Annotated in this window: 9 protein-coding genes; 6 read left to right on the forward strand and 3 right to left on the reverse strand. The window is 68.1% G+C overall.

Annotated elements, in window-relative coordinates; translation table 11 throughout:
• Positions 1 to 124 precede the first annotated feature (124 nt).
• Positions 125 to 1,576, forward strand: a complete 1,452-nt coding sequence (locus tag B2R83_RS22250; protein WP_292045100.1) for a Gfo/Idh/MocA family protein — start codon at positions 125 to 127, stop codon at positions 1,574 to 1,576.
• A gap of 58 nt (positions 1,577 to 1,634) precedes the next feature.
• Here the strand turns inward: B2R83_RS22250 and B2R83_RS22255 are convergent, their stop codons facing one another.
• Positions 1,635 to 3,614 carry a TonB-dependent receptor gene (locus B2R83_RS22255; RefSeq protein ID WP_292045102.1) on the reverse strand — a complete coding sequence of 660 codons (1,980 nt, stop codon included), beginning with the start codon at positions 3,612 to 3,614 and terminating at the stop codon, positions 1,635 to 1,637.
• 124 nt (positions 3,615 to 3,738) lie between these two features.
• On the opposite strand from B2R83_RS22255, the gene B2R83_RS22260 reads away from it, so the two are divergent.
• Both B2R83_RS22260 and B2R83_RS22265 read left to right on the forward strand, forming a co-directional pair.
• The gene (locus tag B2R83_RS22260) at positions 3,739 to 4,797 is read left to right on the forward strand and encodes an AI-2E family transporter (protein ID WP_292045103.1); all 1,059 of its coding nucleotides are present in this window, start codon (positions 3,739 to 3,741) and stop codon (positions 4,795 to 4,797) included.
• 87 nt (positions 4,798 to 4,884) lie between these two features.
• Positions 4,885 to 6,114, forward strand: a complete 1,230-nt coding sequence (locus B2R83_RS22265; RefSeq protein WP_292045106.1) for an MFS transporter — start codon at positions 4,885 to 4,887, stop codon at positions 6,112 to 6,114.
• On the opposite strand, the gene B2R83_RS22270 is transcribed toward B2R83_RS22265, so the two are convergent.
• Both B2R83_RS22270 and B2R83_RS22275 read right to left on the reverse strand, forming a co-directional pair.
• On the reverse strand, positions 6,111 to 7,022 hold the full coding sequence (locus B2R83_RS22270) for a LysR family transcriptional regulator (RefSeq protein ID WP_292045107.1): 912 nt from the start codon (positions 7,020 to 7,022) through the stop codon (positions 6,111 to 6,113). The two genes, B2R83_RS22265 and B2R83_RS22270, sit on opposite strands and share 4 nt — an antisense overlap.
• Before the next feature lie 15 nt (positions 7,023 to 7,037).
• Positions 7,038 to 8,276 carry a hypothetical protein gene (locus B2R83_RS22275; protein WP_292045110.1) on the reverse strand — a complete coding sequence of 413 codons (1,239 nt, stop codon included), beginning with the start codon at positions 8,274 to 8,276 and terminating at the stop codon, positions 7,038 to 7,040.
• A gap of 282 nt (positions 8,277 to 8,558) precedes the next feature.
• Here B2R83_RS22275 and B2R83_RS22280 point away from each other — a divergent pair, with 282 nt between their 5' ends.
• The 3 genes from B2R83_RS22280 to B2R83_RS22290 all read left to right on the forward strand — a co-directional run bounded on the left by B2R83_RS22280 (position 8,559) and on the right by B2R83_RS22290 (position 14,225).
• The gene (locus tag B2R83_RS22280; protein ID WP_292045111.1) at positions 8,559 to 11,033 is read left to right on the forward strand and encodes a putative bifunctional diguanylate cyclase/phosphodiesterase; all 2,475 of its coding nucleotides are present in this window, start codon (positions 8,559 to 8,561) and stop codon (positions 11,031 to 11,033) included.
• Entirely contained in the window at positions 11,030 to 12,577 is a 1,548-nt protein-coding gene (locus B2R83_RS22285; RefSeq protein ID WP_292045114.1) for a GGDEF domain-containing protein, read from the forward strand. The genes B2R83_RS22280 and B2R83_RS22285 overlap by 4 nt, the downstream gene beginning before the upstream one ends.
• 112 nt (positions 12,578 to 12,689) lie before the next feature.
• Positions 12,690 to 14,225: a L,D-transpeptidase family protein gene (locus tag B2R83_RS22290; protein ID WP_292045115.1), complete on the forward strand. Its 1,536-nt coding sequence runs from the start codon at positions 12,690 to 12,692 to the stop codon at positions 14,223 to 14,225.
• Positions 14,226 to 14,237: the final 12 nt, after the last annotated feature.

The raw sequence follows: 14,237 nt of genomic DNA on the forward strand, positions 1-14,237 counted from the left end.
AGATGCGTGATTTAGTCCAACCACCTATGAAAGTGGTCTTGCCAATTCCCCTACTTCAGGCCACCATATGCCGAGCCTGCGGCTGTGAACGCCGGTGGCGCCACAACAAGACTGGAGACGAAACATGAATGAAAAGAATGTCGGGGGAATCGATCGCCGCACCGTACTGAAGGGCGCCGGGGCGGCTGGCCTGGTGCTGGCTAGCGGCGGCGCCTTCGCGGCGACCGCGCGCAAGCGCTATGCGGTCGTGGGCGTGGGTTCGCGTGCGCGCATGTTCACCAATGCGATGACGGGCAAGTTCCGCGCTGCCTCCGAAGTCGTGGCCATCTGCGACAAGAATGCCGGCCGCCTGGCGCGCGCCGTGAAGCTCGTCACCGAGACCGGCGCCAGCCAGCCGCGCGGCTACGCCGCGGCGGACTTCGACCGCATGATCCGCGAAACCAAACCGCAGTTCGTCATCGTCACCACGCCCGACGCCACCCACGACGACTACATCGTGCGCGCCCTCGAAGCCGGCTGCGACGTCATCACCGAAAAGCCGATGACGACCACCGCCGAAAAGGCACAGCGCATCATCGATGCCGTCAAGCGCACCGGCCGCCAGGTCCGTGTCACCTTCAACTACCGCTATTCCCCGCCGCGCACCCAGATCAAGGAGCTCTTGATGTCGGGCGAGATCGGCGACGTCATCTCGGTCGACTTCACCTGGCTGCTCAACACCGTCCACGGCGCCGATTACTTCCGCCGCTGGCACGCCAACAAGGCCAATTCGGGCGGATTGATGGTGCACAAGTCGACCCACCACTTCGACCTGGTCAACTGGTGGCTGGGCGCCCAGCCGGAGACCGTGCACGCCTTCGGTTCGCGCCAGTTCTACACCCCGGAAACCGCGCGCCGCATGGGGCTGTCTGGTCCGCACGAGCGCTGCCTCACCTGCCCGGAAAAGCAGAAGTGCAACTTCTACTTCGACCTGGCGTCAGATCCCGGGCTGAAAGCCCTCTACCTCGACAACGAACGCTACGACGGCTACTACCGCGACGGGTGCGTGTGGCGCCCGAGCATCGACATCGAAGACACCATGAACGTGATGGTCCGCTACGACAACGGCGCGCACCTGAACTACGCGCTGTCGGCCTATGACGCCTGGGAGGGCTACCACATCGCCTTCAACGGCACCAAGGGCCGTATCGAACATCGCATCGTCGAATCGGGCGGCGCGGCCGGCGCCGCCAAGGTGCAGAGCGGCAGCGAGAACGTGTCGATCCGCGTGATCCCGATGCGCGGCCAGCCGCGCGACATCGAGCCGATCATCGGCAAGGGCAGCCATGGCGGCGGCGACGACGTCATGCTCACCGAGATCTTCGGCGAAGGACCGCCGGACAAGTACAAGCGCGCCTCGGACGAGCGCGCCGGCGCCTGGTCGGCCCTGGTCGGCATCGCGGCCAACAAGTGCTTCGAGACCGGACAGACGGTGCGCGTGGCCGACCTGGTCACCGGCCTCACGCCGCCGGACCGCGCGCCGATGCCGGATCGCCGGGCGCCGGTGCCGATGCCGATCCGGATCAAGATTCCCTGATCAGACCCTTGCCAGAGTAAGAAACCTAAGGTGGACAGCATAGCCGTCCACCCTACGTTTACAGATCCACCGACAGGTAGGCCGACACCAGGCGCCCGTTGATGACGTCATACGCGCCGGCGCCGCGCAGTTCCCAGCCATAGGTATCGAACACGTTGTTCACCGCCACCCGCAGCGAAGCCGGCTGCTCGCCCAGCTTGAAGCGGTAGCGGCCGCTCAGCGCCACCAGGGTGCGCTCGGGGATGGCGACCCGGTTGTCGACGGTGGCGGTGATGGCGCCGCTGTGCGAGGCCGTCATGTCCAGCGACAGCCCTTCCAGCCACGGAGTGCGCCAGTCCAGGTTGAATTCGGCGCTGCGCCGGCTCATGCCGACCGGACGCTCGCCGACCCGCCCCAGGCGCACACCCTCGCCGGTCGCGCGCGGGCGCGACAGGACCGCGCCGGCGACGACGTTCAGGCGTGGGCTCAAGGCGCCCGCCAGCGACAGTTCTAGTCCCCGATTCTGCACGTCGCCCAGCTGGGCGTAGCGGTTGCCGGCGTCGAAGTTGAAGTAGGGCTTGCGCAGGTCGAACAGGGTGGCGACCAGCTTCATTTCCGGGCTCAAGGCATAGCGCAGGCCGAGGTCGCCCTGGGTGGTGCGGATCGCCGGCAGCAGCTCGTTGCGGTTGAGCGCATTGCTGGGCGCCACTCCGCTCTCTTCCAGTCCGCGGGTAAAGCTGCCGAAGGCCACCAGCCTGGGGCTGATATGGCCGGCGGCCGTCAGGTTGTACAGCCAGGGCTTGTCCTCGGCGGCGGCGAGCGGCAGGCCCGGCTTTTGCAGGCGCTTGCGGTAGTCGGTCTTCTGCAGGCTGAAGCCGATCTCGCCCAGGTTGCGCCAGCGTCCGTCGTAGGCGAAGCCGCCAGTCCACTGGCGGGTGCGGTCGCGGGTCTGCTCGCCGAACACGAAGGCCGGCTCGGGCGCGGTGTAAGGCGCATCGATCGTGGTGCGCCCCAGGTCGAAGGCCTGCGAGCCGTCGTAGCGGCGCTGGCGGTCGCGCCCGCGCACGCTGAAGTGCAGATTGTGCAGGCGCGGGCCTTCGACGACGACGCGCGTGAGGCGCAGTTCGCCGCTGGTGGAGGCATTCTCCGCCGGCGGATCGACGATCAGGCGCCGGTTCGCGCTGCCGCCAAGCGTCACGCCGGTGAGCAGGTGGGTGAAGGCGCGGTGGTCGTTGTACAGCGAGCGGAACACGCCGGCACGGACGGTCCAGTCCTCGTTAGCGCGCAGCGTGGCCAGGCCGCCGTAGTTCATCGCGGTGGTGCGAAAGTCGGCCCACTCCGGGCCGTTGAAACGGCGGCGCTCGACGCGCGGCGGCAGGTGGCTGCCGGCCGGCAGGAAGCTCGGCGCCTTTTCGTCGTCGTAGGTCTCCGCACGGTGCCAGAAGGGCACGATCTCGAGGCTTGCGGCCGGCTGCCAGCGCAGGCTCAGCGCGGCATTGCGGTAGCGCGAGTCGGTGCCGTTGGGGTATTCGTTGCTGCCGACGGCGGCGCCGATGCCCAGGTTCAGGCTGCGCGCCAGCGGCAGTTCGCCGTCGGCCTCGACATAGGCGCCACCGTAGCTGTCGCCACCCGTGACCAGCGCCAGCCTGGCCCGGTCGCCCGGCTTGCGGAAGCTGTAGTCGACGATGCCGGTCGGCGCCGGGAAGGGATAGCCCTGGGCCGAGATGCCGACCCGGATGTTGGTGGAGCGCCGGATGCGCGGCGTGAGGCCCCAGACCTGGTCGAAGTACAGGCCCTCGATGCGCGCATTGCCCGCCGCGACCGGCGAGAAGCCGCGCACGCTGGACGAGTTGTACAGGCCGATGGTCTCGCGGCCGACGCTGGTGCCGAAGGCATCCTCGGCCTGGCGCATCACGTTTTCGTCGGCCCGCCCATGCAGCTGCTGGGTACCGGGCGTCGCCGGCTCGGCGGGCTGGCCGGCGGCGGGAGGGGTGGTCTGTGCCCAGGTGGGCGCCGCGGCCAGGGCCAGCAGGACGGTCGAGCTCAGGATCTTCAGCATGAGGCAATGCGCAAGTCGGAAAGCTGCGCATTATCCGGTATTGATAGACTACTATCAATATGAATCATGTTTTCCAATGTTGATAGAGTATCATCGACACATCCTTGAACTTCGGGCGCTCCTGATGACGCAATTCACGCTGCCGCAAAACTCCTTCCTGCTCCTGCTGGGCGCGGTGACCCTCGCCTTTTTCTGGATCCTGCTGCCGTTTTCGGGCGCCGTCTTCTGGGGCATCGTGCTGGCGATCGTGTTCGCGCCCGTGTACGAGCGCCTGCTGGCGCGCTTGAAGGGGCGCGCCAACATCGCGGCCCTCGCCACCCTGATACTGATCGTCCTGATGGTGATCCTGCCCCTGACCCTGATCGCCGCCGCACTGGCCGACCAGGCGCTCGCGCTGTACAACATGGTCAGCGCCGGCAGCCTCGACTTCGACGCCATGCTGCGCCGGGTCGTGGCGGGCCTGCCCGACTGGGCCGCCTCCCTGTTCGAGCGCTACCAGTCGACCATCATGTCGACGGTGCAGGACAAGCTCAGCGCCGGGGTCGCCCAGGCCAGCCAGCTGGCGGCGCGCTATGCGGTTGGCTTCGGGCGCAATGCGCTTGACTTCCTGGTCGGCATGACGGTGATGCTGTACCTGCTGTTCTTCCTGTTCCGCGACGGCCGCACCATCGCGGCGCGCATCAAGCGCGCGGTGCCGCTCGACTCGCACTACAAGAAGCCCCTGTTCGACAAGTTCGTGACCGTGATCCGCGCCACCGTGAAGGGCAACGTGCTGGTGGCGGTCGCCCAAGGCACGCTCGGCGGCCTGATCTTCTGGTTCCTGGACGTCCCCGGGCCGGTGCTGTGGGGCGTGGTGATGAGCTTCCTGTCGCTGCTGCCGGCGGTCGGCGCCGCCATCATCTGGGGGCCGGTGGCGGCCTATTTCCTGTTCACGGGCTCGGTCACCCAAGGGGTGGTGCTGGCCCTGTACGGCGTGCTGGTGATCGGATTGGTCGACAACCTGCTGCGCCCCATCCTGGTGGGCAAGGACACCAAGCTGCCGGACTACCTGGTGCTGCTGTCCACGCTCGGCGGCATGGCGCTGTTCGGCCTGAACGGCTTCGTGATCGGGCCGGTGATCGCGGCGCTGTTCATCGCGGCCTGGAGCCTGTTCGCGCGCGCCGACGAGTTCCACGCAGAGTGAAAAGGACTATTGCGTAGCGCGCATCAATAGGGGCCGGCGGCCCCCATAGAATCGGTCCCGACATCCATTTTCGACAAGGACCACACCATGCGCCCCACCACCACGCCCGCCGCCACACCCGCCGCCGACATTTCTCCAGGCTTGACGCGCCTGCTCGCCGTCTCGGCCGGCCTGATCGTCGCCAACCTATACTACGCCCAGACCCTGGTCGGTCCGAGCAGCCTTGCCACCGGCCTGTCGCTGCATGCGGCCGGCCTTGTCGTCACCCTGACCCAGGCCGGCTATGCCCTGGGCCTGCTGTTCATCGTGCCGCTCGGCGACCTGCTGGAAAACCGCCGGCTGGTGTTCTGCGCCCTCCTGGGGACCGCCGCGGCGCTGCTTGTGGCCGCCTTCAGCAGCAATGCCTGGCTGTTCCTGGCCGCCGCGCTGGGCATCGGGCTCGGCTCGGTGGCGGCCCAGGTGCTGGTGCCCTTCGCCGCCCACCTGTCGCGCGAGGAGACCCGCGGCCAGACTGTCGGCAAGGTGGTCAGCGGTTTACTGCTGGGGATCATGCTGGCCCGGCCCGTGGCCAGCCTGGTGGCCGATGCCGCCGGCTGGCACGCGGTGTTCGGCGGGGCCGCCGTCGCCATCCTGGTGCTGGCCTTCGTGCTGCGCAGCCGGCTGCCGCAGCGCGCACCAACGCAGGACCTCTCCTACCGCAAGCTGATCGCATCGCTGTGGACCCTGCTGGCGAGCACGCCGCTGCTGCGCCGCCGCGCCGCCTACCACGCGGGCCTGTTCGGGGCCTTCAGCCTGTTCTGGACCGTGACGCCCTTGATGCTGGAAGGTCCGCGCTTTCACCTGTCACAGACCGGCATCGCCATCTTCGCGCTGGTCGGCATGGCTGGAACCATCGCCTCGCCGGTGGCCGGACGGCTGGCGGACGCCGGCCACACCTTGCCCGCGACCGCCGCGGCCCTGGTGCTGGGCGTAGCGGGATTCGCGCTGCCGCTCTACCAGCCGGCCTCGCGCGAACTGGCGATCGGGGTGCTGGCCGTGGCCTCGATCGTGCTCGACATGGCGGTCGCGGCCAACCTGGTGCTGGGACAGCGCGCCATCTTCAGCCTGGGCGCGGACGTGCGCAGCCGCCTGAACGGCATCTACTTCGCCCTGTTCTTCGGCGGCGGCGCGCTGGGATCGGCGCTGGGCGCCTGGGTGTTCGCGCAATATGGCTGGAATGCCGCCCTGCTGGCCGGCATGGCCTTCCCGGCCGCCGCCCTGCTCTACTGGCTGGGCGAATTGCCGGGCCGCGGTTCGGTATTCGGAAAGGCTACCTAGGCCAGTCCTGAGCGCGCGAGGTGCGCGGCGAGCAGGTCGACAAAGGCGCCGATCTTGTGCGAGCCGCGCCGGTTCGCTTGGTAGAGCGCATGCAGCGTGACGTCCATCGGGCCGGGGTTGGCCTCCCAGGCCGGCAGCACCGGCACCAGGCGGCCGGCGGCGACATCGTCGCGTACCAGCCAGTGCGCCAGCATCGCGATGCCGACGCCGGCGAGCGCGGCCTGGCGCAGCAGTTCGGCGCTGTTGGCCTGCAGGACGGCGTCGATCGTGATCTCCTCATCCTCGCCTTCCCCCTCCAGGCGCCGCATGCGCCACAGCCGCCGGTCGGCGAGCTGCAGGCAGTCGTGGTGGGCCAGGTCGGCCGGCAGGATCGGCGTGCCGCGCGTGGCCAGGTAGGCCGGGCTTGCGCACAACAGGCGCCGGTGGGAGCCGAGGCGACGCGCCACCAAGGTCGAATCCGGGTCGATCCTGCCGATCCGGATGGCGACGTCGATCGATTCGTCGACCAGGCGTGCGGCTTCGTCGCTGAGGCGCAGGTCCAGCGCCAGGCGTGGGTACCTGGCGCGCAGTTCCGGCAGGATGGGCGCGATGTGCAGGGTGGCGAAGCTCACCGGCGCGGCGACGCGCAGCACGCCCTTGACGTCACCGCCCTGCCCCGCGACGGCATCGTCGGCCGCATCGAGCTGCTCCAGCACGCGCCGCGCTTCCTCGTAATAGCTGCGCCCGGTATCGGTGAGCGTGACGCTGCGGGTGGAGCGGTTCAGCAGGACGGCGCCGAGCCTTGCTTCGAGTGCATCGACCAGCCGCGTCACGGAAGACGTCGCCACGCCCATCTGGCGTGCGGCGGGCGAAAAGCCGCCGCTGGCAACGACCAGGCAGAACGCCTTCAGTTCGGCGAACCGGTCCATGCGCCGCGGACTCGCTTAGAACGCCAGCGTGACGCTACGCGGGCAATGGTCGCTGGTCTCGATGCGCTGGTCGGGCGCCTGCACCACGGCGGTCTTGCGCGAGCCGAGGTTGGCCGGCTGGCGCGCCGCCAGGGCGCCGCTGAGCACGATGTGGTCGAGGCCGGTAAAGCCCTTGCAGTTCGCATCCACGCTGGCCAGCGGCACCTGGCGCAGGTCCCTGCCCGCGTTCAGCTCCTGCCACATGTAGCGCGTGGCCACGCGGCCATCCTTGTCCGTTGCCGGGACACCGGCGGGGTCGCTGCCGTCGGTACGCACCTTGTCGGCCGGGATGTTGGCCGCGGCTTCCTCGTCGATGCGGCGGTTGAAGTCGCCCAGCAGGACGAAGTCCGGGCTCTGCCTGGCCACGCTGTCGATCCAGCGCTCGAGCGGCACGACCTGGCGGTTCAGGGTCTTGCAGGCGCCGGCCGGATCGTCCAGCAGGCGCGCCTGGTAGATCGGGGTCGGCACGATGTTGGCGCAGCCGGACTTCAGGTGCACGTTCAGAAAAGCGATGGGGCGTCCCGCCACCTTCATTTCGAGCGCCAGGCCCGGACGGACCTTGCGCGACTCGGGGTCGGCGGGATTGTCGACGATGGCCAGGCCCTTGTCCACGCTGCAGCGGGCCTCGTTGCCCAGGCTGCGGTCCCAGGCGAAGGCCAGGGTCTGGAAACCCTCGTGCGGCGCGTCGCAGACGCCGAAGCGGCCGGCATGGCGTCCGAGCAGCTGCTTGATCACCTCGCTCGAGCGCACCTCCTGGAAGGCGATCACGCGCACGCCATCCTTCTCGATCAGCCCGGCGATGGTCGCCTGCAAGCCGGCCAGCTTGGCCGCGTAGTCGGCGCTCGTGAGCGCCACCGGCGCACCGCGTCCCTGGTAGGCATTACACGGCGCCATCATGGCCGCCCCGTCGCGACCGCCCGCCAGGCGCTCCGTGTCGGCGACGCACTGGCGCGCCACTTTCACGGCTTCCTCGGTGATCGACGTTTGTCCCGGCTGGCGGCGCGGGCGCGTGTCGCACCACGACACGGTCGAGCAGACCGCGTTCTGGCGATCGAAATCCTGCTGCGAGCCGGCCCAGCCCATGTTGAAGGAGGCGACGCCGATCTGGGTCGGCGATGGAGCGGAATCGGCGGCGTGCGCGGGGACCAAAGCCAACAAGGAGACCAGCACGGCCATACGGGTCGAGCAAACGATCGGGGTAAGTATTTTCATCATGGGGATGCCGGTCGCCGCTGCGACGGGCAGTGTCGAGTTAGGGAGATCGGGTCGGCGAAAGGAGGATTATGGCCAAGTTTCGCGTTGGCAGCAATGCGGACCAGCTGTTTCTTGCGGGTTACACCGGTCGCGCCGGCTGCCGCTCATGCTAATCGGGTATTTTTTGATCTAGATCATAATATTTACACACGGCAATACCGTAGACTGCCGGTCTTCATCAGCTCCGGCGGATGCGAACGCGCTGCCGCGCGACCCTAAGTCCATCCGCGTCACGCCCACACAATGCTCAGCAACACTTCTTTTCCAGACCGGCCATCCTGTTCTTCCTATTCGAACATCGGCGCCCGCCCTGCCCAGGCGGACGACATCCAAATCTCCATACTGGACGAACTCAGGCAGGTCATTTTCGAGACCGATTCCCGCGGCCAGTGGCGCTTCCTGAACCGCGCCTGGGAAGCACTGAGCGGGCGCCCGGTCAATGCGACACTGGAGACGTCTTGCCTTGCCCTGGTCCATGCCGACGACCGTGAGCGGGCAAGGACCACGCTCGACCAACTGCTATCGGGCCGGCGCGACCGCTGTCGCCTGGAGCTGCGCTTCCTGGACGCCGACGGCGCGATCCGCTGGGTCGAGGTGGTCGCACGCGCCTGCGTGGACGCCAGCGGGGCCGTGACGGGTACAGTCGGCACCTTGTTCGACGTGAGCGACCGCAGGGCGGCCCGCCATCAGCGCCGGCTTACGGCCGGCGTCTTCAGCAGCGCCGGCGAAGGCATCATCATCACGTCGGCGGACGGATTGATCGTCGACGTCAACGCGGCATTCGAGGAAATCACCGGCTATGCCCGCGCCGAAGTCCTGGGCCGCAACCCGCGCCTGCTCAGCTCGGGTCGCCAGGACAAGGCCTTTTACCGGGACATGTGGCTCAGCATCGAGCGGACCGGCAGCTGGAGCGGTGAAGTATGGAACCGCCGCAAATGCGGCGAGTTCTACGTTGAGCGCCTGACCATCGCCGGCATCCGCGACGAAGACGGCGCGCTGTCCCACCACGTTGGTGTATTCGCTGACATCACCCGGCAAAAGCAGCAGGCCCAGCATCTCGAACACATCGCTCATTACGATCCGCTGACCGGTCTGGCCAACCGCAGCCTGCTTGCCGACCGCCTGCAGCAAGCCATTGGGCGTGCACGCCGCCACGGCGCCGGCGTCGCCGTGGCCTGCCTGGACCTGGATGACTTCAGGCTCGTCAACGAGGTGCACGGTCACGAAGCCGGCGACGAGCTGCTGGTCGCGCTTGGGCGCAAGATGCAGGACGCCGTGCGCGAGAGCGATACCATCTGCCGGCTCGGCGGCGACGAGTTCGTGGTCGTGTTCGACGGCGTCGAATCGCTCCTGACGTGCCAGCCCCTGATGACGCGGCTCCTGCAGGCGATCGCCGAACCGGTCGCGCTGGGCGAGGCCCGGGTATGCGTGAGCGCCAGCGCGGGCCTGGCCTTCTATCCCCAAGGCGAAGACATCGATGCCGACCAGTTGATCCGGCAAGCGGACCAGGCCATGTACGACGCGAAGATGGCCGGCAAGCACCGTTTCTGCCTGTTCGACAGCCAGGGATACCACGTTATGGTCGCGCGCGCCGAAGAGATCGAGGCGCTCGAAGTCGCCCTGGCCAGGGGGGAATTCGCCCTCCACTACCAGCCTATCGTGCACCTGCGGACGGGCGAGCTGAATTCGGTCGAAGCCCTGGTGCGCTGGAACCACCCGACACGTGGCTGCCTGCCGCCGGGCGAGTTCCTGCCGGCGCTCGAGGGTCACCCGCTCATGCTGGCCCTCGAGAACTGGATACTGGCCGAGGCCTTGCGCCAGCACCAGCGCTGGCTTGACGCCGGCCTGGATGTCGCGGTGAGCGTGAACATGAGCAGCGCCCAGCTGCATCGCAAGGACTTCGCCGATGACTTGCGCACCCTGCTGGCCGCGCATCCGCGTGTCGATCCGCGCCGCATCAAGCTGGAGGTGCTCGAAAGCAGCGCACTGGAGGACCTGGACCACGTTTCGGACCTGATCGCGTACTGCGCGCGGATCGGGGTCGGCTTCGCGCTGGACGACTTCGGGACCGGCTACTCCTCCCTGCGCTACCTGAAGCAGCTGCCTGCCCGCCGCATCAAGATCGACCAGGGCTTCGTGCGCGACATGCTGCATGATCCCGACGACCTGGCGATCCTCGAAGGGATCATCGGCATGGCCGCGGCCTTCAAGCGCGAAGTGGTTGCCGAAGGCGTGGAAAGCGACGCTCACGCCGCCATGCTGCTGCAGCTCGGATGCCTGCTGGCGCAGGGCTACGGCATCGCGCGCCCGATGCCGCCCGATGCGCTGCCCGCCTGGCTCGGCGGATGGCGCCTGCCGGCCGCGGTGGCGGCGTCGGCCCCGCTCGAGCGCGACGACACGCTGCTGCTGAAGGCCCTGGTGGAGCAGCGCGCCTGGCAGGCCGCGTACCGCGACGGCGACCATGGGCATCCATGCCGGACGCCCTCGCCGGCGATCCAGGCATTCGACGAGTGGCTGGGGCTGCGCGGCCGCAAGCAGGCGCACAGCGAAGAATCGGTGCGCCGCGCCGTCGCCTGCCGCGACGCCTTCGCGGCGCATACCGACCCCATGCACAGGGCGACAGCACCGCACGCGGACGCGTCCGCCTCCTGCGAAGAAGCCAGTCTCGCCTTTGCCGCGGTGCTGGCAACATTGCTCGGCCAGTGCGGGACGTCATGATCACCTTGCAGCTGGCTGCCAGGCGCCGCAACATCAAGCTGCTGTCCTGCGGCATCCTGCTGGTGGCGGGCATCGCGCTGGCCAGCGCATTCGGCTGGAGTAGCTGGCAGCTGCGCCGCCTCCAGCTGGCCAATGTCGAGGTCTCGACCACCAACCTGGCACAAGCCCTGGCCGATCAGGCCAGCTCGGTGTTCAAGACGGCCGACACGGTGCTGGTCGGCATGGTCGACCGTATCGAGCACGATGGCCTGCACGCTTCCAGCAAGGCCGCCCTGCATCCCATGATGATGGCGCACATGGCGCAGCTGCCGGCATTGCAGGGGCTGTTCGTCTATGACGCGTCCGGCAACTGGATCGTGAATTCAGCGGGCCGCTCCTTCAATGGACGCAACAATGCCGACCGTGCCTATTTCATCCATCACCAGCGCTCGCGGGACCGGGGCGTGCACATCGGCGCGCCCATCATCGGTCGCACCAGCGGCGCCTGGGTGATTCCTGTCTCACGCCGCCTCGAGCATGCGGACGGCAGCTTCGCCGGCGTCGTGCTGGCGACCATCAAGGTCGATTTCTTCCGCAGGATCTACGAGCGTATCGAGCTCCACCGGGACGGGAAGATTCTGCTGGCGCTGGAAAACGGCACCCAGCTTCTGGGCCATCCCTTCACGCATACTGACATCGGAGCCGATCTCAAACGGACCTCGTTCTTCCCCGTCCTGGCCGCCAGCTTGCCGACCGGCGCCTTGCACACGTTCGTGGAGCGTGGCCGGACCCTGTTCTACGGAGTGCGGCAGGTCGGGAGCTATCCGTTGCTGCTCGCCATCGTGCGCTCGCGCGACCAGGTCCTGGAACCTTGGCGAGATTCGATGCTGGCGGCCGGCGCGGCCTTCCTGGCGCTGTCGGCGGGAATGGCGGCGCTGGGCGCCAACCTCGCCAGGCAGATACGCCAGCGCGACCGGCTCGAACGCGGGCTGCTCCAGGCGAAGACGGCGCTTGAAACGTCGAATGCCTCGCTATTGCAGCAGTCGCGGATCGATCCGCTGACCGGCCTGTTCAACCGCCGTTATCTTGAGCAGGCAATGGAACAGGAAACCGCTCGCGCACGCGCCGACGGCAGCCCGCTCGCGGCCTTGATGATCGACGTCGACTACTTCAAACAATACAACGACACGCACGGCCATCTTGCCGGCGATGTCGCGCTGTCCGAAGCCGCCCGCGCGATCCGGGACAGCGCTTCCGGCCCGGGCCATGTGGCCGCCCGATTCGGGGGCGAGGAATTCGTCGTACTCATACCCGGCGCCGACGCGGCCGGCGCCATGCGGGTGGCCGAGGCGATCCGCGCCGGGCTGCGCCTGCGTCGCATCGCACACAGCGCGGCCCCGTCCGGCATCATGACGGTCAGCATTGGCCTCGCCTGCAGCCTGGGGGAAGCGGACGGCGCAGAGGGCGGCAGCCTGGTGGAACGCGCCGATGCCGCGCTGTATACGGCCAAGCAAGCCGGCCGCGACTGCATCAGGCTCGACGCTATTTTTGATCCAGATCAATGACGTTCAGGATGGCCAACACATATCGTTCAGGCATGGCCTACCCAGCTTCGCATGCGGGTTGCACGCCCGCTTCCCATCGATGAACCCGATACCGGGCGCCTGCCGCGCCATCATGTTGTTCTTGCTGCTTGCCTGCGCCGGAACCGCCTTGGCGGCGCCGAACGTCCAGGCTCCTGTCAACGCGCGCGAGCTGAGCCTGCGCCTGCACGCCGCCGAACCGGGCCTGCTGTGGCTGTCCGACGGCCCGGAACGGGCGCGGCTGGCGCTGCGCCTGCTGCGCAAGGCGGGCGAGCATGGCCTTGACGTCGCAAGCTACGGCGTCGAGGAACTCGCGCGCCGGCTCGACAGCGTACGCCACCCGGCCGCCACTGCCGCGCTCGACCGCGACATCAGCACCGCCATGCTGCACTACCTGGCCGAGCTGCGTTTCGGCCGTGTAGCCTCGGGCTACCGGCCAGACAATGGCGCCGTTGCGGATTTCGATCCGGTCGAGCACTTGCGCCAGGCACTGCGCGAGGGAGGACTCGAGCAGGCGGTGGAATCCGCGGCCCCTCCGATTCCCCTGTACGGCAGGGTCAAGTCCACCCTGGCCCACTACCGGGAACTGGCGCGTGCAGTCCCGCACTGGCCGGCCTTGCCGCCGGCAAGGCCGCCCGGCGCCGCTTCCGGCATGCCCTACTCGGGCACCGCGCTGTTGTGCGAACGCCTCCGTTGGCTGGGGGATCTCGACGCCGGCGCGGCCTCTGCCTGCGGCGACCGGTACGGCACTGCCTTGGACGCCGCGATTCGGCGCTTCCAGGCGCGTCACGGACTGGCGCAGGACGGTGTGCTCGGCCCTGGCACGCTGGCGGCGCTGGCAGTCCCGCCTGGCCGGCGCGCGATCCAGCTGGCGCTGACCCTTGAACGCCTGCGTTGGCTGCCGCCGCAGCCGAGGGGCCGCATCCTCGCCGTCAATGTGCCCACCTACCGCTTGTGGGCATTCGACGCCACCGACGGCAATGCCGCGCCGGTGCTGGAAATGCGGGTGATCGTCGGCACCGCCGTACGAACGCCAACGCCTCTGTTCATCGGCCAGATGCTTTACCTCGAGTTCAATCCCTACTGGAATGTTCCGCCAAGTATTCTGTCGAACGAGATCCTGCCCAAGCTGGCCCGCCATCCCCGCTACCTGCAGCAAAACGATATGGAGGTGGTCGCGGCGGACGGCCAGGTGCTCCGGCTATCCCCGGACGCTACGCTTGGCATCCTGCGACGGGGCGAGGCGAGGGTCAGGCAGCGCCCCGGGGAGCGCAACGTGCTTGGCGAAGTGAAATTTGCCATGCCTAATCCAATGAACATTTATCTTCACTCGACCTCATCGAAAGAGCTGTTCAACCGGACTCGTCGCGACCTGAGCCATGGCTGCATCCGGGTCGAGCGGCCGGCCGAGCTGGCGCAATTCGTGCTCGCCGACCCGCGGCGCTGGGATGCCGCCGCCGTGGCGGCCGCGATGGCGCCCGGGGACATGCGTATCGTGCGGCTCCCCAAGCCGGTGCCGGTAGTGCTGTTCTATGCGACAGCCCTCGTCGACCGCAATGGCTCGGCCCTGTTCGCCCCGGATATCTACCGGCAGGACGATGCCCTGGCGCGGCAGCTGGCAATGATGTAGCAGGACAGCGAG

This window comes from Massilia sp. UBA6681 (genome assembly GCF_002454935.1).
Taxonomy (GTDB): Bacteria; Pseudomonadota; Gammaproteobacteria; order Burkholderiales; family Burkholderiaceae_D; genus Telluria; species Telluria varians.

Bases quoted from the DNA above. Each gene is read 5' to 3' on its own strand.
- B2R83_RS22265 (WP_292045106.1), top strand. From the start codon at position 4,885: ATGCGCCCCACCACCACGCCCGCCGCCACACCCGCCGCCGACATTTCT.
- B2R83_RS22275 (WP_292045110.1), bottom strand. From the start codon at position 8,276: ATGATGAAAATACTTACCCCGATCGTTTGCTCGACCCGTATGGCCGTG.
- B2R83_RS22270 (WP_292045107.1), bottom strand. From the start codon at position 7,022: ATGGACCGGTTCGCCGAACTGAAGGCGTTCTGCCTGGTCGTTGCCAGC.
- B2R83_RS22260 (WP_292045103.1), top strand. From the start codon at position 3,739: ATGACGCAATTCACGCTGCCGCAAAACTCCTTCCTGCTCCTGCTGGGC.
- B2R83_RS22255 (WP_292045102.1), bottom strand. From the start codon at position 3,614: ATGCTGAAGATCCTGAGCTCGACCGTCCTGCTGGCCCTGGCCGCGGCG.
- B2R83_RS22285 (WP_292045114.1), top strand. From the start codon at position 11,030: ATGATCACCTTGCAGCTGGCTGCCAGGCGCCGCAACATCAAGCTGCTG.
- B2R83_RS22280 (WP_292045111.1), top strand. From the start codon at position 8,559: ATGCTCAGCAACACTTCTTTTCCAGACCGGCCATCCTGTTCTTCCTAT.
- B2R83_RS22250 (WP_292045100.1), top strand. From the start codon at position 125: ATGAATGAAAAGAATGTCGGGGGAATCGATCGCCGCACCGTACTGAAG.
- B2R83_RS22290 (WP_292045115.1), top strand. From the start codon at position 12,690: ATGTTGTTCTTGCTGCTTGCCTGCGCCGGAACCGCCTTGGCGGCGCCG.